Origin of the sequence: Streptomyces sp. NPDC050743, from assembly GCF_044456925.1 — a bacterium.
GTDB lineage: Bacteria > Actinomycetota > Actinomycetes > Streptomycetales > Streptomycetaceae > Streptomyces.
Genome location: NZ_JBITGJ010000085.1, coordinates 1 through 19,883, shown reverse-complemented (window position 1 = coordinate 19,883; position 19,883 = coordinate 1). Strand labels below are relative to the sequence as shown.

Here is a 19,883-nt window from a genome sequence, read left to right as displayed (position 1 = left end):
CGGTATGACCGACCTCGCCACCCGTCCGGCCGGCGTGGTGACCACGCCCGGGGGCCGCAGCCGTCGCCTCGACCGCAGCGGCCCCCGCGTGGGCACCGTCGCCGCGTTCCTGACGCCGTTCTTCCTGCCGTTCGTGCTGTTCTATCTGGTGCCGGTCGGCTACGCGCTCTGGCAGAGCTTCCGGGTCGTGCGCCGGTCCGGAGGGCAGTACGGGACGTCGTACACGACCTTCGGTGGATTCGAGCAGTACGTGCGGGTGTTCCAGAACACCGAGTTCTGGTCCAGCATCGGCCGCATCGGGCTGTTCGGCATCGTGCAGGTGCCGGTCATGCTGTTCGTCGCCCTGGTCATCGCGTTGCTGCTGGACACCCCGCTGCTGAGCCTCAAGGGGTTCTTCCGCATCACCGCGTTCATGCCGTACGCGGTGCCCGGTGTGATCGCCGCGATCATGTGGTCGTACCTCTACTCGCCCCAACTCAGTCCGGTCGTCGACCTGTTGAACGGCATCGGCCTCAAGCCCGACTTCCTCGGCCCGAATGCCGTGCTCTGGTCGGCGGCGAACGTCTCCACCTGGCTGTGGACCGGCTACAACATGCTGATCATGTTCTCGGCGCTGCAGTCGATACCGCAGGAGCTCTACGAGGCTGCGAAGATCGACGGCGCGAGCAACTGGACGATCGCCTGGCGGGTCAAGGTCCCGATCATCGCCCCGTCGATCGTCCTGACGACGGTGTTCTCGATCATCGGCACGCTCCAGCTGTACGCCGAACCGGCCGTGCTGCGCCAGATTTCCTCGAACATCTCCAGCACGTTCACCCCGAACATGCTCGCCTACACGGTGGCGTCCGGGAACAACTACCAGCAGGCCGCGGCGATTTCCGTGGTCATCGCCGTCATCACCTTCGTCTTGAGCTTCGGGTTCATGCGACTGACCTCGAAGAAGGCGGGACTGTGAGCACCAGCAACCCCTCCGTGATCCGCGAAAGCCGCGTCAGCCGTACGGCCGCCATGGCCCTGATGCTCCTGCTGACCGTCTACTTCCTGCTGCCGGTCTACTTCCTGGTCGTCGCGGCGACCAAGCCGCAGGGAGACCTGGCCTCCACCAACGGGCTGGTGTTCTCGCACTTCAACCTGCTCGAGAACCTCCGCGTCCTGTTCACCCGCAGCGACGGCGTCTTCGGCCGCTGGGCCCTCAACACCGTCCTCTACGCCGTGCTGGGCGCGGCCGTCGGGACCCTGATCTCCGCGCTGTGCGGCTACGCTCTCGCCAAGTTCCGGTTCCGCGGCCGGGAGTTCCTGTTCTCCGTCATCCTCGGCGGCGTCCTCGTGCCCACCACGGCGCTCGCCCTGCCGCTGTTCCTGCTGTTCTCGGCGACCGGGCTCGTCAACACCTACCTCGCGGTCTTCCTGCCCAGCATCGTCAGCCCGTTCGGTGTCTACCTCGCGCGGATCTTCGCGAACGCGGCGGTTCCGCAGGAGCTGATCGAGTCGGCGCGGCTGGACGGCGCGGGCGAGTTCCGTACGTTCTTCTCGGTGGCGTTCCGGCTGATGACACCGGCCCTCGTGACCATCTTCCTGTTCCAGTTCGTAGCCATCTGGAACAACTTCTTCCTGCCCATGGTGATGCTTCAGAAGGAGTCGCTGTTCCCGATCACGCTGGGCCTGTACGAGTGGAACGGCCAGACCGCCCGGGCCCCGCTGCTCCAGCAGTCCGTGATCACCGGTTCGCTGGTGTCGATCGCGCCCGTGATCGTCGTGTTCGTGGTCCTCCAGCGGTTCTGGCGGACGGGGCTTGCCGCCGGCTCCCTCAAGTGACGCCCACCCCACGCGCAGAAGGTGACTGTCGCCATGCCCGAATCCGCTGTTTTCGTGCCCCACTTCCACTGGGACCGCGAGTGGTACGAGCCCTTCCAGGTGTTCCGGCACCGACTCGTCACCGCCCTAGACACGGTGCTGGAGACGGCCGAGGCGGACCCGGACTTCCGGTTCACCGTCGACGGCCAGATGGCCGCGGTCGAGGACTACCTGCAGATGCGGCCGGAGAACCGCGATCGCGTCAAGTCCCTCGTCCGGGAGGGCCGGCTCGCCGTCGGGCCGTGGCTGATCCTGCTCGACGAGTTCCTCTGCTCCGGCGAGACCATCGTGCGAAACCTGCAGATGGGGTGGGCGGCCGCGGAGAGCCTCGGTGGCGCGATGCCCATCGGCTATCTGCCGGACATGTTCGGCCACATCGCGCAGATGCCGCAGATCCTGGCGCGCGCCGGGATCGAGCACGCGGCGCTGTGGCGCGGTGTGCCCGGGGCCGTCGACACGCACGCCTTCCGCTGGCGCGCTCCCGACGGCTCCGAGGTGCGCACCGAGTTCCTCTTCGACGGCTACGACAACGGGCTCGACGTCCTCCTGGTACCCGACCGGATCGGCCCGGCGCTCGGCGAGTACGCGGAGATGACGGCCCAGCGGTGGGGTACCGACCCTGTGCTGGCGATGGCCGGCACCGACCACAACGCGCCCGACCCACAACTCGCGACCTGGCTGCGCCGCGCATCCGACCCGGAGCGCGTCATCACCATCGCCACGCTCGATGAATACGTCCGCAAACATGTGCGCGACGAGGTGGCCACCGTCGTCACCGGTGAACTGCGCAGTCATGTGCGCGGCAACATCCTCCCGGGCGTGCTGTCCGTACGGCTCGGGCTCAAGCAGCGGATGGCTCTCGCCGAGCGCACCGTCGACCACGCCGAGCGCCTGAACGCCCTGTGGTCCCGGCGGGACGACTCGCCGTTCCTCTCGCTCGCCTGGCACAAGATCATCGAGTCGACCGCACACGACTCGGTGGTCGGCTCCGGCACCGACGAGACCTGCGCCCAGGTCGAGGCACGGCTCGCCGAAGCCGCGCAGACCGCACGCGCCGTCCGGGACGCGGCCCTCGCCGAGCCCGCCGCCCTCGTGCCGAGCGACGGCCACCTGGTCGCCAATCCGCTGCCGTTTCCCCGCATGGCGTTGGCCGAGGTGGAGGTCGCGGCCCCGTCCGGGGGAACCACACTGGTCGCCACCACCGCGGACGGCTCCGAACATCCCGTGCAACTGATCTCCGAGGCCCCGACCGTGCTCGGCGACGAGCGCATGGATGCCTCGCAACTCGAACGCGTGCTGCGTCGTATCCATCGCCGCGAGCTCTTCGGCCGTCTGATCGACCGCTACGAACTCACCCCGGGTTCGCTCGTCTTCCACCTCGCCGAGGTGCCGACCGGCGGACCGTTCGACCTGCTGATCCTGCGCCGCGAGGTCGCCGCCGCTGCCGCCGCGCATCCGGGTGAGTGGCGGGTGCGGACGCTGGCGGAGGCCCGCGCCACCGCGCTGGTGCCCGTGCGCCTGCCCGCCTGCGGGCTGGCGAGCGTCCGGGTCACGCCGATCGACCGGCCCGCCACCCCCGCGATGCCCCTCGCCCCCTCGACGGCGACGGCCCGCACGCTCTCGAACGGGCTGGTGGAGGTCGCGGTCACCACCGACGGCACCCTGGACGTGACCGGGGCCGACGGCACCGTGCTGCACGGAGTCGGCCGGCTCGTCGACGGCGGGGACCGCGGCGACAGCTACAACTACGCCCCACCGGCTCACGATGTGCTCGTGTCGCAGCCGAAGGAGGTCCGCGTCGAACTCCTGGAGAGCGGCCCACTGCGGTCGAGACTGCGGGTCACCCGCCTCTACGAGTGGCCCGCCGCGCTCTCCCCCGACTCCGACGTGCGCGGCGGCCGGACCGTGCCGACGCCGGTGGAGACACTCGTGGAAGTCCGCGCGGGCGAGCCGTTCGTCCGTGTCTCCACGTCGTTCCTGAATCAGTCCGCCGACCACCGGCTGCGCTTTCATGTGCCGCTGCCCGAGCCCGTGGACACGTCCGCGTCCGCCGGGCAGTTCGCCGTCACCGAGCGCGGCCTCACCGCGGAGGGCGGCTGGGGCGAACACCCCCTTCCGACCTTTCCCGCGAGTTCGCTCGTGTCGGCCGGCGCCGCACACGTCCTGCTCGACCACTCCAGTGAGTACGAACTCATCGACGACGGCTCCGAACTCGCCATCACCCTGCTGCGCGCGATCGGCTCGATCAGCGTCAACATCCATCCCCTGCGTGACGAACCCGCGGCGAGCGAGATCCCCGTGCCGGGCGCGCAGGAGCTGGGCATGCGCATCGAGAACCGTTTCGCGGTCCTGCCGTCGGCAACCGGCTGGCAGCGTGCGCACGCGATCGCTCACGCCGAGGAGTTCCGCAACGACGTACTCGTCACCCGTGGGACCGCGACCGCCGAAGGCCCCCTGCCCCCGGACAGGAGCGGGGTGCGGGTCGAGGGCAAGGACATCTTCGTCTCGAGCCTCCGCCGCGTCACCGACGCCGACCGCGCAGCCGGCACGGAGATCCGGCTGGCCGCGATGAGCGCCACGCCGACACACGCCCGCGTGACCGGCTCCTTCACCCAAGCCACGACGGTCGACCTGCTGGGTCGGCCCCTCTCCGAGACGCCGGTGCGGGACGGGCTCCAACTCGCCCTCGGTCCTTGGGAGATCCGCACCGTCGTGGTCCGCTGACCGGCCTCCCGCAGCGGCTCAACTGCCCCACTCGCTACCGAAAAGAGTCGTGACCTCTTGCCGTCCACACTTTCCGCTCGTGTTTCGGACATCGCACCAGGACGTGGCGCACTGCGACCCGCGCGCTCGTGGCTGCACTCCGACGCCCCCTGTCGGTCACTGAACGGGCCCTGGCGATTCCGGCTGTCGCCCACGGCGTCGGTGGCGGAGGATTTCGCGGCCGAAGGCTTCGACGACCACGGCTGGGACACCATCCAGGTCCCCTCCCACTGGGTGCTCCAGGGCGACGGAGCCTACGGGCGGCCCATCTACACGAACATCCAGTTCCCCTTCCCCATCGACCCACCCCACGTGCCGGACGAGAACCCCACCGGCGACTACCGCCGGCACTTCGACATACCAGCCGACTGGTCGGACGCCGAGCGCATCGTGCTGCGGTTCGACGGAGTCGAGTCGCTCTTCCGGGTGTGGGTGAACGGCATGGAGGCCGGCAGCGCCAGTGGCAGCCGCCTCGCCCACGAGTACGACGTCACCTCATCGGTGCGCCCCGGAGACAACGTCGTCGCCGTGCGGGTGCACCAATGGTCCGCGTCCAGCTATGTCGAGGACCAGGACCAGTGGTGGCTGCCGGGCATCTTCCGGGACGTCACCGTGATCGCCCGGCCGGCCGGAGGCATCGAGGACGTCTGGCTGCGCACCGGCTTCGACAACGGGCACGGTCACATCGACCCGGAGGTCACCGCCGACCCGGCGGCGTTCCCGGTCGCCCTGCGCATCCCCGAACTCGGTATCGAGCAGGTCTGGGCCACACCCGCGGATGTGGCCCGCCTCGACGTCGCCGCCGTGGAGCCCTGGTCGGCCGAACAGCCTCGCCTCTACGACGCCACCGTGTCGACGGCCGCCGAGACCATCGCCCTGCGCGTGGGTTTCCGCACGGTCGAAATCCGCGGCGACCAGTTCCTGGTCAACGGCCGTCGTGTCGTGTTTAACGGGATGAACCGCCATGAGGCCCACCCCGAGCGCGGACGCGTCTTCGACGAGCAGCACGCCCGCGAAGACCTGGCCCGCATGAAGCGGTTCAACGTGAACGCCATCCGCACCAGCCACTACCCGCCGCATCCACGACTGCTCGACCTCGCCGACGAACTCGGGTTCTGGGTCGTCCTCGAGTGCGATCTGGAGACGCACGGCTTCGACAAGGTCGGCTGGGTCGGCAATCCCTGCGACGATCCGGCATGGCGCGCCGCTCTCGTCGACCGCATCCAGCGCACTGTCGAACGGGACAAGAACCATCCCAGCATCGTGATCTGGTCGCTCGGCAACGAAGCAGGCACCGGCAGCAACCTCGCCGCCATGTCGGCGTGGGTCCACGCCCGCGACACCGAACGCCCCGTGCACTACGAAGGTGACCACACCGGCGAGTACACCGACATCTACTCGCGCATGTACGCAACAGTGCCGGAGATCGAGCAGATCGGCGCCGACACCGCACGCTCGACGCTGATGAACTGCACCCCCGCACAAAGCGCCCGGCAACGCACCAAGCCGTTTGTGCTGTGCGAGTACGCGCACGCGATGGGCAACGGGCCGGGAGCGCTCGACCAGTACCAGGCCCTGGTCCACGCATACCCGCGCGTGCACGGCGGTTTCGTCTGGGAGTGGCGCGACCACGGCCTCCTGGCGACGGCCCCGGACGGGACGCCGTACTACGCCTACGGCGGTGACTTCGGAGAGGTGGTCCACGACGGCAACTTCGTGATGGACGGAATGCTGCTGAGCAACGACGTGCCGACGCCCAGCCTCCACGAGTTCAAGGCGGTCGTACAACCGATCCGCTTGGACTTCGACGGTGACAAGCTCGCGCTCACCAACCTGCGTCACTCCGCCGACACCTCCGACCTGCGCTTCCAGTGGCGCGTCGAGCACGACGGTGTTCCCGTGGACGGTGGTGACCTGGAGGTCCCCGTCCTCGCACCGGGCGACTCGGAGCACGTTGCGCTGCCACGTATCCCGGTGTCGCCGGACGCCGAGACATGGCTCACGATCGACGCGATACTGGCGGCCGGAACGGCCTGGGCGGCCGAGGGACATGTGGTCGCAACAGCCCAACTGGACAGCTCGCCCCCTCGTACGGCTTCCGCTGCCCGGCCCCGGGCCGACTGGGAGCCGGGAGAGGGAACCCTGACGCTGGGAATCGCCGAGTTCATCGACGGATCCCTCGTACGACTCGCCGGACGCGCGGTGACGGGCCCACGGCTGGAACTCTTCCGTGCGCCGACCGACAACGACGAAAGCGCCTCCGACCAGGTCGAGGACAGCGACGCCGACGTCGCCGGAGCCTCCAACGCCGACCTGTGGCGTCGCGACGGTCTCGACCGGCTGAGCACGCGACGCGTATGCGTGGAACAGGCCGCGCAGTCCCTGCGCACGGTCGACAAGGTCTCCGCGGCGGGCTCCGCCTTGTCGGTGATGGTGGAGTCCGTCTGGTCCCTCGAGGACGACGAGCTGGAACTGCGTGTCGAGATCGAGCCTTCGAGCGGCTGGCGGACGGTGTGGCCGCGGATCGGGATCCGGTTCGATCTTCCCGATGGCGCGGCTCCTGTCGACGGCGCCGAGTGGTTCGGCCTCGGGCCCTTCGAGTCCTACCCCGACAGTCTGTGTGCGGCGCGCACGGGCCGCTTCTCCGCCACCATCCGCGATCTCTCGGTCGACTACGCCCGCCCCCAGGAGACCGGTCACCGCTCCCGACTACGCCGGCTGACACTGCTGAGCGGCGAGAGCGAGGTGCTGCACATCGTGGCACTCCAGGACAGGTCCGGACGGCGTCCGGGCTTCACCCTCAGCCGTCACACCCCCCAGCAGATCGCCCGAGCCCAGCACCCCTTCGAGCTTCCCGTTTCGACGACGAGTCACCTGATCATCGATGCGGTTCAGCACGGACTGGGCTCGCGGGCCTGTGGACCGGATGTGCGGCCGGAGTTCGCGCTTCGCCCCGAATCCCGCACGATCAGACTTCGTCTCACAGCGGGCCACTGAAATTCGCTGGGCCAGTGCTTTACCAGGCGGAGGATACGGGGGGCGGTGGTGACCCGGTGGGTGGCCGGGCGGCCTGTGCTCGGACCTGACATCAGTGACGCGCAGGGCATCCCCCGCACCCGCGTTCGGCAACGTGGATTTCGCCGCCGAGCTGGGAGTGTGGGTCCTGCGCGCACAAGGTCATCGGATGGGCGCCGGCGCCGACTACGGGTCCGGCCGTGCCGGTGGAGTATCCAATCGATGAACAGACCGAGGCGTACGGGACGTTCACCGAGGGTGCCGCCGCATCTGGAGCTGGAGCGGTTCTCCTTCCTTGACGATGACGATGACGCTGGCAACCTGATCATGCATGCAGAGGGCCGGGGTGGCGCTGTTCAACCACGCGGTGACGTGGTTGACCGAGAAGCTGGACCTGGTCGCCGAGGCGGACAAGGACCTGGACGTTGCCGCGCTGTGGGCAGCGGTGGAGGAGACCGTGCCGCGTTACCGCGGTGGCCGGCGCGGTCGCGACCGTGGAGGCCCTGGCGCCCCAGGACGTCCGGTCGGCCGAGGCGGCGATGCCGGAGAAGCCGACCCTGCGCCACAACACGGTGCGCCCGTTCCCGTCGCTGCTGGGCAAGTCGGATGCGCTGGCGCGGCCCCGGCCGGACGGCGCATCCTCACGGCGGTACGTCGCCTGCCCACGCTGTCCAGGCGATGGGTCATGGACCGTCCGCTGATGCCCCGCGAGATCCACGCAGATTCGGTGTCGTGGATGCCGCGACGCGCGGTGCTCGCTTGCGCCAAGCTGTCCCAGGGCGCGGTCGACCGTGGAGCGTACGCGGTGCGCGTGCTGAAGCGGCCGCACCGCGCCCTGAACCGGCGCGACGTGTTCGCCCCGTCAAACAGGTGGGCACACGCGGCGGTCAGGCGCTCCACGGTGCCGCTTTGCGATCCAATCGCGTCGCGCGGGCGAGACGGCGCGCTTCTGGTGGGCCGGGCACACCGCGTTCGCTAACGTCTATCCATGTTGCATACGAGATTTACCGAAATGTTCGGTATCGCCTATCCGGTGATGGCGGCCCCTATGAGCTTGCACGGCGGCGGAACACTCGCCGCCGCGGTTTCCGCGGCCGGGGGCCTCGGCTCCTTCGGGGGCACACATCCCTGGAAAGGGCCTGACTGGATCCGTGCGGAGATCGCAACCATCCGTGCCACGACTCACCTCCCGTTCGGAGTCGGCTTCATCACGCCGTTCCTCCCCTTTACCGAACCGCAATTCGAGGCCGCCCTGGAGGAACGGCCAGAGGTCATCGCGCTGTCGTTCGCCGACCCGCAGCCGTGGCTTGCTCGCGCCAAGGCCGCAGGAGCCCGGGTGATGTGCCAGGTGCAGAACTACGATGACGCACAGACGGCCGTCGCAGCAGGTGCCGATGTCCTCGTGGCGCAGGGTACGGAGGCCGGTGGCCACACCGGGACGATGGGCCTCCTGCCGTTCCTGGCCGGGATCGTGAGGCGTTACCCCGATGTTCCGGTGCTGGCCGCGGGGGGCATTGGCGATGGCCGAACACTCGCGGCCGTCCTCACCGCCGGGGCGGACGGCGCCTGGCTGGGCACGGCGTTTCTCGCGACGCCCGAAGCGATCGAGGTACGCGATGCCCACAAGCGCCTGATCGTCGAAAGTGATGGCGGCGACACCGTATGGACTCGGATCTACGACATCGTGTCGGGGCTGCCGTGGCCGGCGACCATCGGTGAACGAGTCCGCCGCAATCGGTTCACCGATGAGTGGTCGGAGCGCGAGGCGACGCTGCGAGACCGCAAGGAGGAATTCGCACCCCCGAAGGACGTCAGCCCCTTTGAGGGCCCGCTCGACCCTGACACGAGCGCGATTCTCTATGGCCAGTCGGCGATCTTCGTCGATGCCGTCCGTCCCGCCGCAGAAGTGGTCCGGACGATCGGTGACGAGGCCGAGGCAATCCTGGCCTCACGGCCTCGATCGCTGCTGACCTGACGGGCAACCCCCCTCTCGTACGGGGACGACGAAGATCGACGACCCGGTCGTGAGCGCCTGAGTCACCACCGACGGTAAGGCAGCTGGAGAGGTGGCGGAATGCCGGTGCATGTGGTCGGCCGAGCTTGCGGAACACACAGTGCCGGATGGCCTCTGGGAGCTGCTGACGTGGCCGCTCTGTCATTCGTGTGATGTTGCCGCGGCGTGCTCGGTGATGGCCTCGAAGAGGAGAAGGGCCTGATCTACCAGTTCCTCCCTTGAGATGCACAGCTCTCCGTTGAACCAGCTCAGCAGCATCTCGCTGACCGCGCCCACGACGGCCACGGACAGGGTGGTGGGATCGATCCGGGGATCATGAAGCCCTTCCCTCAGGAGGGAGCCCACGAGGTCGCTCATGCGCTGCAGGCCCAGACGCCGTTCGCGCGCTGTGAGGGGACCGGCCCCCAGGGATTCCGTGAGTTTGACGCGCCCTTTTCTCGGGTCTTCCACAGGAAGCCCGGCGATGAGGTCGATCATGCTTCGAGCCCGGTCGCGCAGCGGCTGGTGTGTGGCGATCGCGTCGGCGCACCGGGTGATCTGTTCCTCGTAGATGTCTCTCATGAGTGCTGCCATGAGATCGTCGAGGGACGTGAAGCTCTCCGCGAAGTACCTGTCCTTCAGTCCGGCGTGGCGGAGTACTGCACGGATGGAGGTGTGGGCGTATCCCCGGCTGGAGAAAAGTTCGAGACCGCTGTCCATGAGGCGTCGACGGCGAAGCGAAGCGCGCTCTTCCGCCGTGGCTCCGCCATATGTCCTCACGATGCGCCACCTCTCCTTGAGGCGCCCTGTTCATGGTGCGAGGTCCCGCACCCCGAGCCCGGCCATGGCATTTTCACCACATTTAGCCCATCTGGTGACAGATTACCCCAGATGGGTGTAACGTCACATTCATTCAGCCGTGAATCATGAAGGCGCTCCCCAGAGCCGGTACCAGCCGCAAGGGGCGTCGCAGATGTGGCCCACCCGCAGGCTCGACGCGCCGGGCCACTGCGCAGGAGAGTCATGACCGGCAGCGGCCTGCGTGCCGCGCTGAGCACCCTCGTGCCCGCTGGTCATCCACGTACCCAAGACCCCGGAGTGTCGTGGCCCCTAGGCCATGGCGTGGGCAGAGTTCACCATGGGTCCCAACCATCTGTTCATCGGCGGACGCTGGGTGCACGCGTCCGGTGACCGTGTCATCAACGTCGCATCCGCGAGTACCGGCGATCATCTCGGTGCCGTGCCGGACGGTTCCCAGGGCGACATCGACCGAACGGTCGGAGCCGCTCGTGCCGCATTCGACGCACCGACCGGCTGGGCCTTCTGGGGCCCTGAACATCGCGCGGCCGCCATGATCCGTCTCGCAGATGCGCTCGATGCCAGGAAGGGGGCGACCTCCGCCGCCGTCAGCGCGCAGAACGGCATGCCGATCACTGTCGCCCGGCCCTTCGAAGGTGTGGTGCCGTCAGCCCAGCTGCGTTACTACGCGGGTCTGGCCGACAGCATGACGTCCGAGGAACTGCGTACCGGACAGCCCCGTGGCACCACCGTGGTCCGACGGGAACCCGCAGGCGTCGTAGCCGCCATCATGACCTGGAACTTCCCCCAGACCATCGCCTTCTTCAAGCTGGCCCTGGCTCTGGCGGCCGGTTGCGCGCTCGTCCGCAAGCCGGCTCCGGAGACGGTCCTCGACTCGGTGCTGCTGGCGGAGGCCGCCGAGGAAGCGGGCTTCCCCGACGGCGTGATCAACACCGTTCCGGGCGGCCGCGACACCGGCGCCCATCTGGTCTCCCCTCCTGACATCGACAAGGTGTCGCTCACCGGATCCATCAGAGCGGGACGCCAAGCGGCTGCCGCATGCGCCGAGTTGCTGCGGCCAGTGGCCCTGGATCTGGGAGGCAACTCCGCCGCAGTCGTCCTCGACGACGCCGACCTCACCGCGAACGCAGAGCAGTTCTTTGTGGCCAGTCTGCTGAACAACGGTCAGACCTGTTACGCGAGTACCAGGATCCTGGCCCCCCGCGGCGGTATCGGGAAGTGGTCGAGTTCTGCACGGCGATGGCCCATGGCGCCGTCGTCGGTGACGCGCTCGACCCCGACACCCGGATCGGCCCCCTCGTCAGCCGGCCCCAGCGCGAACGCGTCCTGGATTACATCAAGACGGGCCTCAACGAAGGGGCTCGACTCACCACCGGAGGAGGCCCGCCGCCTGGCCTCGACCGAGGCTGGTTCGATCCCACCATATTGCGGCGACGTAGAGAACTCATCGACCATCGCACAGGAAGAGACCTTCGGCCCGGTCCTCACGATCACGCCCTACGACGTCGAGGACGAGGCAGTGCGCCTGGCGAACGAGTCGGCCTACGGCCTCGCCGGCACCGTCTGGACCACGGACCTGGTCCACGGTGCCCAAGTGGCCCCGCCGTGTGAGGACCGGCACCGTCGGGCTCAACGGCTACCTTCCCGACCTCACCTCCCCCTACGGGGGCAGGAAGGCCAGCGAACTCGGCAGCGAACTGGGGCCCGAGGAGCTCCAGGCATATCAGCAATTCCAATCGATCCACCACCCCTGATGCCACGGCCTGCATCCGTCGCCCGGCTCGGGCGAGACCAGGCGACGGCCGTCCGCCGGACGAGGAAGTCGACATGAATTCCACCGGAACCGAAGGATTCGACTACGTCATCGTGGGCGCCGGCAGCGCCGGTTGCGTACTCGCAGACCGCCTGAGCCGCGACGACCGCGTCCGCGTGCTGCTCCTCGAAGCGGGCGGCCCCGACACAGACGAACTCATCCACATCCCAGCCGCGCTCGGAATGCTCTTCGGATCGCATACCGACTGGAGCTACCGCACGGTCGAGCAGCCCCAACCGGGCCGCACCTTTTCCTGGCCCCGGGGCAAGACACTGGGCGGCTCGTCATCCACCAACGTCATGATCTACACCCGGGGCGACCGGCACGACTACGACAGCTGGCGTGACGAGCACGGAGCGAAAGGCTGGGCCTACGACGACGTCCTGCCCTATTTCATGAAGTCCGAGTCGAACCGCCGCCTCGGCGAGCCCTACCACGGTTCGGACGGACCCCTGCACGTCGAAGACCGCGTCTACACCCACGAACTCTCACAATCCTGGCTGGATGCCGCCGTGGAATGGGGACTGGACCGCAACGACGACTTCGCCGGTGCGTCCCCCGTCGGCGCCGGCCTGTACCAGGTGACATGCCATCACGGGCGACGGTGGTCCACGGCCGACGCCTATCTGCGCCCGGCCCTCGGCCGACCCAATCTCACGGTACGCACCAGCGCCCTGGCAACAAGGATCACACTCGACGGATCACGCGCGGCCGGCGTCACCTATCTCCGGGACGGCCAGGAACGGACGGCCCACGCCGACAGGGAAGTTCTGCTCTGCGGCGGATCCGTCAACTCGCCCCAGCTGCTGCTCCTGTCGGGCATAGGCGATCCCGACGAGCTGCACGATGCAGGGATAGACGTCCGAGTCCCCCTGCCCGGGGTCGGGCGTAACCTGCAGGACCATCTGATGGCTCCCGTTGTGTGGGAGACCCGGAACTCCACTGACATCGTCCGGGACCTGCTCACCCCGGACAACCTCGAACGGTGGCGCGCACACGGCGACGGGCCCTTCGCCTCCAACTACGGCGAGGTCGGCGCGTTCCTCAACGTCACGGACGGCCAAAGCCGTCCTGACGTCCAGCTGGTGGGAGGGGCCACGGCACTCATTCTCAGCGGTGAGGAAGAACCTGACCGATCGGTCTTCACGATGAACTGCGTCCCCCTGCACCCGCAGACTCGCGGCACCGTCCGTCTCGCGTCGCCTGATCCGCAGACACCACCGCTGATCAATCCCCGGTACTTCGACGTGCCCGCGGATGCGTCGGTCATGGTCGCCGGACTCAGAGCGGTCATGGACATCGCCCACTGCGCACCGTTCGCCGAATACCTCGCGCGGTCGTACCTGCCTGCCAGTGACGACCTGGACTGTCTCCTGGACGACACGGCCCTCGAAGAGCACGTCCGCAGATGGAGTGCCACGGCGTATCACCCAGTGGGCACCTGCGCCATGGGAACCGGACACGACTGCGTCGTCAATTCGGATCTGGAGGTCTACGGAGTCGAACGACTCCGTGTCGTCGACGCCTCGGTCATACCGACGGTCACCAGTGGAAACACCAACGCACCCACGATCATGATCGCCGAAAAGGCTGCCGCGCTGATCGGGGAGCGGCCTCGCTGAACTCGACGCCATGGAAGCCCTGCCTCGCGGAGAATGCCTGACCAGCCAACAGAGCACCACGAAGACACCGTTTCTCTTGGTGGACTGCATCAGTGGGCAAGCGATCGGCCGACCGAGGCGCTCCGGTCAGCGAGGCATGTGCTGCCCGAGCTCCCGTGCCTTCTCGCACAGTCCCGCACCCCAGGCACGCCCTTCGGCCGGAGCGGACATCCCTGTGGCTGCGGAAATCTGTGCATCTTCGAGTGCGCCATCCGGGGCGGGCCCGAACTGTGCCCAGTCCACCCTGATCCCGGCGCGCTCCGCGAGAACCAGCACGGTGGCGGTGAACCCCTCGCAGAGCGCAAGCACTATGGCATGACTTGTTCTTCGGTGCTGCGCCAGTAGGGCGTTGACGAAGAACTCGAAGATGGCCGGGTCGATCTGGCACTCGTCGTTCTCCATCGGCCCGATGCCGGATGAGAGCTCCAGCTCCGCCTCGAAGACCGACACTTGGCGTCGGAACAGACGGGAGGCCCCGTTGGACGGGTTCCACAGAGTCTCGTCGCCGATATCGAAGTACTGGCTCAACACGGCACCTTTCGGCAGGTCATGACAGGTGAGCGTATGCTCTCGTACCACTCGGCTCGCCCGCGCTCTTGCGCCGCTCGATGCTCGGCGTCGCTCCGCCACTCCGTGAGGGCGTCGGAATCACGGAAGTACCCGACGGTGATGCCCAGCCCGCCTGGAGTCTGCGCGTGGTCCATCCCCAGGAAGCCAGGAACGTCCTTCACCAGGTCTTCCATGCGTGCGTTGGTCTCGCTGTAACCGCTTTGGTCCTGGGTCCGCACCGTAGCGAAGACAGCCACGTAATAGGGGCGTTCATAGGCCTCGACGGGCGCGACAGGCGCTTCCGAGTGATCGCTCACGGCGCCACCGTAAGGCGGGCTGTGCCCAACGATCCAGCGTCTCTCCTGAACGGAATACCAGCGCCGCCGTGACCGGTGTCGGCGACCGCCCTGCTTGGTCGCGGGACCATCCTCCCGCCTTGGTGCACGTACTTCGCTGGGCAAGAGCGGGTTCTACTTCTACTTCGACGGCACTCTCCCCGAATTCAGGTCGATCCAGCGACGGTCCTGCCGGTGCCGGGTGCCGTGGAGGCCCTGACCGGACTCGCCCGCGCTTTGGCGAGGTTGCGTCGTCCTAACGCGTCAGCGCCGACCCGGTGCCTTGGGCGGTACCGGTCCGGCCCTGCGGCCGCGCGTCACCTTGAAACGCGGGCTTCGATGCCGTCGAGCAGGAGGTCGAGGCCGGTCCGGAAGGTCTGGTCGGCGTCCAGGTGGGCGGCATCGCGCACCACCGTGGCCAGCGCGGGGAATCGGCCGGTGGCGAAGGTCCGCTCCAGATAGGGCCCGAGTGAGGCCTGCCAACGCTTCTCGTCCATCCCGGTGGCCCGCTCGGCACGTCGCTCGGCGATTTCCCGACGCACCGCGCCGATCACGTACGCGTTGACTGCGGCGACCACCGGCATGATGGAGTCCACGTCGACGCCGCCCAGTGCGGCCACCACGGTCTCCCCCGCGGCCAGGGCGTGCGGCCCGAGCTGGGGTCGGCCACCCAGTAGATCGGCGAGCCATTCGTGCTCGTGAGCAGCCCGCCGGGTGGTTTCGGCGAGAGAGCGCAGCACCTCCGGCCAGCCGTCTCCGACCGGCCGGATCTCGGCGTGGACCGCATCGACCATCAGGTCGAGCAACTCCTCCTTGCTGGCGATGTAGCTGTACAGCCGCATCGGCCCGACGCCCAGGGCGGTGGCGACCTTGCGCAGCGACACCGCGTCCAGGCCGTCGGCGTCGGCCAGTTGGATCGCCGCTCGCACGATTCGCTCCCGGCTCAACGGGGCCGGCACGGGTCGATTCGGTGGCTCCGGCCTCTCCCACACCAACATGCCGCTAACAATACACCGCATCGGGCGATACAGTGTATCGGCCAGTACAGCGTATCGAAGGAGAAGCGGCCGTGACCATCGCCATCGTCGGAGCCGGCCTCGGCGGCCTGGCTCTCGCCCGTGTGCTGCACGTGAACGGCATAGATTCCGTCGTGTATGAACGTGAGTCGTCACGCGATGCGCGCGGTCAGGGCGGCATGCTCGACATCCACTCCGGCCAGCGGGCGCTGCGCGAGGCCGGTCTGATCGACCAGTTCCACGCGATTGCCCGCGGTGAAGGCCAGGACATGCGTCTTCTCGAGCCGGACAACACCCTGCTGCTCCAGGAGGACACGCCCGACGACGCCCCACTCGAACGGCCCGAGGTCGACCGCGCCGATCTGCGCAACCTGCTGCTGGATTCCCTCCCCGAAGACGTGGTGCGCTGGGGGCACGCGTTCCAATGCGCCGACAACGGCCTGCTGCACTTCGCCGACGGCAGCAGTGCGACGTACGACCTGCTGGTCGGCGCGGACGGCGCGCAGTCCCGGGTCCGCGCGCTGCTCACCGACGCCCGCCCGGCGCATATCGGCCAGAACGTCGTCGAGATCGGCATCCCCGACATCGACCGCACGCACCCCGACCTCGCGGCAATGGTCGGGCGCGGCAACTACTGGGTGCTCGGCAACGGAATATCCCTGGCCGCGCAGCGCAACGGCGACGGCCGCGTTCGCATCGGCATCAGCTTCTACAACACCGGCGAGGACTGGTTCGCCACCAGCGGGATCCCGTTCGACGACCCGGCCGCCGCCCGGGCGCGGCTGATCGACCTGCTCCCCGGCTGGGACTCACGGATCACCGCGCTGATCGCGGCCTGCGACGACACGGTCGTGCCGCGGTCGATCACGGCTCTCCCGGTCGGCCTGACCTGGCCGTCGACGCCGGGCGTCACGCTGCTCGGCGATGCCGCGCACCTGATGCCGCCGGTGGGAGAGGGCGCCAACATGGCGCTGCTGGACGGCGCCCAGCTCGGTCTCGCGCTGGCCGCGCACCCGGACGACTTTCCCGCCGCCGTCAAAGAATACGAACGCGAGATGTTCGAACGCACCAGCGCTGCCGCCCGGATGTCGGCGGACATGCAGGAATTGCTGACGTCGCCCGACGCCAGCCAGAAGATGCTCGCGTTCTTCCAACCAGGCTGAATGGGAAGAAGCCGACGGCGTGGCCAGCCTTCGGGTAGAGCAGGGCGCGGTGCTGGGGGCCCCAGTTGCGGTCATCGCCGCCGGCGACGGCCAGTACGGTGCCGCGCTTGGTCGGAGCATGTGATGAGACGAAGGCCGCTTCAGCGTCCGGCGAACACCCAGGTGAGCGGCCTGGTTCGAGGAGCACTTCGACTCATCGATAGTCTGCCTCACCATGATGCGCGCTTGGACCTTGCCGATGCTGCTTGTGCTCTGCGGCTCGACCGCCGCAACTGGGCTGATCTTCAAGGGAAGCCCCGGCACAGCCGCAGCACTCCTGCTGGTGTTCCTGGCGCTCGCAGGCGTGAACTCGCCCCTGATCTTCCCGAGGTCGATCGGTGCGCGGGAGGCACAACGTCGCAGCGCGGTCGACGGCCGGCCGGTCGTCTACTGGCGTCCGGGCTGCACGTATTGCATGCGACTGCGCATCCGGCTGGGCAGCAGCGCCCGCCAGTTGCATTGGGTCAACATCTGGCGTGACCCGGCAGGAGCCGCAGAAGTGAGGGCCGCCAACAACGGCAACGAGACCGTACCGACCGTCGTCGTGGCGGGCCAGCCACACACCAACCCCGATCCCCGATGGGTGCGCGAACAACTCTCCCCTTCCGCCTGATCAGAAACAGCGCCTACCGGAGAGGCGCCCGCAGACCCAGCGGACAGAGGTCAAAAAGACAAGCTGAGGATCCGATCGATCTGATCCGCCTGAAGGGGCACGCCGACAGCATCATTCCCCGGATCGCGGACGAGGACGAGCGGACGCGTCCCACCGAGGCCGATGCCCTGGCCGGAGAATTCGCGGTCGATACACCCTTCGCCCGTGACACCCCAGGACCCGCCTCCTTCCAGCATGTCACGGGCTGCAACGGCCTCGTGTGCGGTTACTCGCTCGCCCACCTGACCCGCGAGCGCGGCAAGGACTGCGCGACCGGGCTCAGATCCATGTTCCGAGCCACATCCTGGCGCGCCAGTCGGCGTACGGGATCGTCTGCCCGGTATAGAGCGGGAAGAGATAGGTGAAGTTCCAAACGATAAGCAGCACCAGCACGCCTGCTGCGACCACACCCAGTACGGGGCGTTTGCCCGCCGCGCCCGGCGGCCCCAACAGGGCTCCCAGCATCATCGTCACGGCCAGGCACAGATACGGCACGAACACGACCGCGTAGAAGGAGAAAATCGTGCGGTCCTGGTAGAGAAACCAGGGCAGATAACCGGCACCCACCGCGCACAGGATGGCACCAGCCCGCCAGTCACGGCGCAACGCCCATCGGTAGAGCAGGTACACCAGTGCGCAGCATGCCAACCACCACAGCAGCGGAGTGCCGAGGGCGAGGACCGTCTGCGAGCAGTCGCCGGCCGTGTGGCAGCCGTCTTGTCCGGGTTTCGGCGACTGGTAGTAAAACAGCACAGGGCGGCCGAGGACCAGCCAGCTCCAGGGGTTGGAATCGTACGTGTGAGGAGTGTGCAGCCCCACATTGAACCGGTAGACCCCAGACTCGTAGTGCCACAGGCTGCGCAGCGGAGCGGGAATCCATGACCACGTACCGCCGCGGCCGTCGGCCCAGTGGCGTCCATAGCCGTCGTCGGACAGGAACCAGCCGGTCCACGTCACCAGATAGGTCACCCCGGCAACTGCAACCAGGGACAGGACCGACCAGCCGAGGTCCTTGCGCAGGACCGCCCGGTACGGGTGGCGGGCCCCCGCCACCCGGCGAGAGCCAACGTCCCACAGCGCCGTCAGCACCACGAAGAACACGAGGAAATACAGGCCGTTCCATTTGGTGGACGCCGCCAGTCCCAGGAACAGGCCGGCTGCGAGCCGCCAGGGACGCACCCTCGTCCCGGCGTGGTCACCGGTGTGTCCGTCCGGGCGCGCACGGCCGTCCGCGACGACCGGCAAGGCCGCAGCGAGCCGGGCTCGTGCGTGGTCACGGTCGATCAGCAGGGATCCGAACGCCGCGAGGACGAAGAACATGACGACGAGGTCCAGCAGCGCCATACGGCTCATCACCATGTGCAGACCGTCCACCGCCATCAGTGCGCCGGCCAGACAACCCAGCAGTGTCGAACGGAACAGGCGGCGTCCTATTCGGCACAGAATCAGCACCGACAGGGTGCCTAGAGCCGCCGTCATGAAGCGCCAGCCGAACGGCGTGAGGCCGAACATCCACTCACCGAGGCCGATCACCCACTTGCCGGCCGGCGGGTGCGCGACGAAGGAGCCGGTGTCGGAGAGCGGGATGACCTGGGGGTGGGCGAGAATCTGCGGGTCGGAGATCTTGCGGTCCGGCCAGGTGCCCTCGTAGCCGAGGTGCAACAGAGACCAGGCGTCCTTGGCGTAGTACGTCTCGTCGAAGACGACCGCCCGCGGCCGCCCGAGATGCCAGAAGCGGATCGCTCCGGCCAGCACGGCGACGAGTACCGGTCCAAGCCGGTCCAACGCCTTCGCGACACGGCGCACCCCAGCCGGGCCGAGACCTGTCCACTCCCCCAGACGGGCCGACGGCCTGGGAAAAGGCGGAACAAGACGCTCACGGACGTCACTCCCCGGACGTGCCACGTATCCGAACCGGCGAAGCCGCTCCTGCCAGTCCTCGGGGACCGTCGCCAAACCCGTGCCAGCGGGGGCAAGAAGGCGGCATGTGCTGCTACTCGTCACCGGATGACCCTAGCCCTCAGCTGGGGCCCGGTGTGGCCGGACGGGCGGTCAACGACCGATGGCATCGCCCAGTGGTGCAGCCCATGAAGTGCCTTGAAGGCTCCCCTCCCTGAAGGACTCCGTTGGGAAATCCGTGAAACGGTGATGGTGAGTGTGCAGGCCTGCCATGATCGGCATGTTTGTCGATCGAGGGTGGGGTTGTATGTC

16 protein-coding genes are annotated in these 19,883 nt (G+C 68.1%); 11 read left to right on the top strand and 5 right to left on the bottom strand.

Annotation, left to right across the window (positions count from 1 at the left end):
* Window positions 1-4 precede the first annotated feature (4 nt).
* The 6 genes from ACIBJF_RS42015 to ACIBJF_RS41990 all read left to right on the top strand — a co-directional run bounded on the left by ACIBJF_RS42015 (window position 5) and on the right by ACIBJF_RS41990 (window position 9,607).
* A complete protein-coding gene (locus ACIBJF_RS42015; protein ID WP_399182177.1) occupies window positions 5-955 on the top strand; it encodes a carbohydrate ABC transporter permease in 951 nt (316 codons plus the stop codon).
* 53 nt (window positions 956-1,008) lie between these two features.
* Entirely contained in the window at window positions 1,009-1,815 is an 807-nt protein-coding gene (locus ACIBJF_RS42010) for a carbohydrate ABC transporter permease (RefSeq protein ID WP_399182197.1), read from the top strand.
* A gap of 33 nt (window positions 1,816-1,848) precedes the next feature.
* On the top strand, window positions 1,849-4,578 hold the full coding sequence (locus ACIBJF_RS42005) for an alpha-mannosidase (RefSeq protein WP_399182175.1): 2,730 nt from the start codon (window positions 1,849-1,851) through the stop codon (window positions 4,576-4,578).
* Window positions 4,579-4,635: 57 nt separating this feature from the next.
* Window positions 4,636-7,614 (top strand): glycoside hydrolase family 2 TIM barrel-domain containing protein, encoded by a 2,979-nt coding sequence (locus ACIBJF_RS42000; protein WP_399182173.1) that lies wholly within the window; start codon window positions 4,636-4,638, stop codon window positions 7,612-7,614.
* A 364-nt stretch (window positions 7,615-7,978) separates the two neighbouring features.
* The gene (locus ACIBJF_RS41995) at window positions 7,979-8,611 is read left to right on the top strand and encodes a hypothetical protein (RefSeq protein ID WP_399182171.1); all 633 of its coding nucleotides are present in this window, start codon (window positions 7,979-7,981) and stop codon (window positions 8,609-8,611) included.
* Window positions 8,612-8,644: 33 nt separating this feature from the next.
* Window positions 8,645-9,607 (top strand): NAD(P)H-dependent flavin oxidoreductase, encoded by a 963-nt coding sequence (locus ACIBJF_RS41990; RefSeq protein WP_399182169.1) that lies wholly within the window; start codon window positions 8,645-8,647, stop codon window positions 9,605-9,607.
* 180 nt (window positions 9,608-9,787) lie between these two features.
* On the opposite strand, the gene ACIBJF_RS41985 is transcribed toward ACIBJF_RS41990, so the two are convergent.
* Entirely contained in the window at window positions 9,788-10,405 is a 618-nt protein-coding gene (locus ACIBJF_RS41985) for a TetR/AcrR family transcriptional regulator (RefSeq protein WP_399182167.1), read from the bottom strand.
* A gap of 1,077 nt (window positions 10,406-11,482) precedes the next feature.
* Between ACIBJF_RS41985 and ACIBJF_RS41980 the strand changes: the two genes are divergently transcribed.
* The 3 genes from ACIBJF_RS41980 (at window position 11,483) to ACIBJF_RS41970 (ending at window position 13,879) form a co-directional block, all read left to right on the top strand.
* Window positions 11,483-12,055 (top strand): aldehyde dehydrogenase family protein, encoded by a 573-nt coding sequence (locus ACIBJF_RS41980; protein WP_399182165.1) that lies wholly within the window; start codon window positions 11,483-11,485, stop codon window positions 12,053-12,055.
* Window positions 12,031-12,198 carry an aldehyde dehydrogenase family protein gene (locus ACIBJF_RS41975; RefSeq protein WP_399182163.1) on the top strand — a complete coding sequence of 56 codons (168 nt, stop codon included), beginning with the start codon at window positions 12,031-12,033 and terminating at the stop codon, window positions 12,196-12,198. The genes ACIBJF_RS41980 and ACIBJF_RS41975 overlap by 25 nt, the downstream gene beginning before the upstream one ends.
* Before the next feature lie 73 nt (window positions 12,199-12,271).
* On the top strand, window positions 12,272-13,879 hold the full coding sequence (locus ACIBJF_RS41970) for a GMC family oxidoreductase (protein ID WP_399182161.1): 1,608 nt from the start codon (window positions 12,272-12,274) through the stop codon (window positions 13,877-13,879).
* Between the two features lie 126 nt (window positions 13,880-14,005).
* Here the strand turns inward: ACIBJF_RS41970 and ACIBJF_RS41965 are convergent, their stop codons facing one another.
* The 3 genes from ACIBJF_RS41965 to ACIBJF_RS41955 form a co-directional block, all read right to left on the bottom strand.
* Window positions 14,006-14,446, bottom strand: a complete 441-nt coding sequence (locus ACIBJF_RS41965) for a DUF6086 family protein (RefSeq protein WP_399182159.1) — start codon at window positions 14,444-14,446, stop codon at window positions 14,006-14,008.
* On the bottom strand, window positions 14,443-14,784 hold the full coding sequence (locus ACIBJF_RS41960) for an antibiotic biosynthesis monooxygenase family protein (RefSeq protein WP_399182157.1): 342 nt from the start codon (window positions 14,782-14,784) through the stop codon (window positions 14,443-14,445). The genes ACIBJF_RS41965 and ACIBJF_RS41960 overlap by 4 nt, the downstream gene beginning before the upstream one ends.
* Before the next feature lie 335 nt (window positions 14,785-15,119).
* Window positions 15,120-15,800, bottom strand: a complete 681-nt coding sequence (locus ACIBJF_RS41955) for a TetR/AcrR family transcriptional regulator (RefSeq protein ID WP_399182154.1) — start codon at window positions 15,798-15,800, stop codon at window positions 15,120-15,122.
* A gap of 71 nt (window positions 15,801-15,871) precedes the next feature.
* On the opposite strand from ACIBJF_RS41955, the gene ACIBJF_RS41950 reads away from it, so the two are divergent.
* Both ACIBJF_RS41950 and ACIBJF_RS41945 read left to right on the top strand, forming a co-directional pair.
* Window positions 15,872-16,981 carry an FAD-dependent oxidoreductase gene (locus tag ACIBJF_RS41950; RefSeq protein ID WP_399182152.1) on the top strand — a complete coding sequence of 370 codons (1,110 nt, stop codon included), beginning with the start codon at window positions 15,872-15,874 and terminating at the stop codon, window positions 16,979-16,981.
* Between the two features lie 214 nt (window positions 16,982-17,195).
* Window positions 17,196-17,633, top strand: coding sequence for a glutaredoxin domain-containing protein (locus ACIBJF_RS41945; RefSeq protein WP_399182151.1), 438 nt, complete (start codon window positions 17,196-17,198; stop codon window positions 17,631-17,633).
* A gap of 318 nt (window positions 17,634-17,951) precedes the next feature.
* Here the strand turns inward: ACIBJF_RS41945 and ACIBJF_RS41940 are convergent, their stop codons facing one another.
* Window positions 17,952-19,628, bottom strand: coding sequence for a dolichyl-phosphate-mannose--protein mannosyltransferase (locus ACIBJF_RS41940; RefSeq protein WP_399182148.1), 1,677 nt, complete (start codon window positions 19,626-19,628; stop codon window positions 17,952-17,954).
* Window positions 19,629-19,883: the final 255 nt, after the last annotated feature.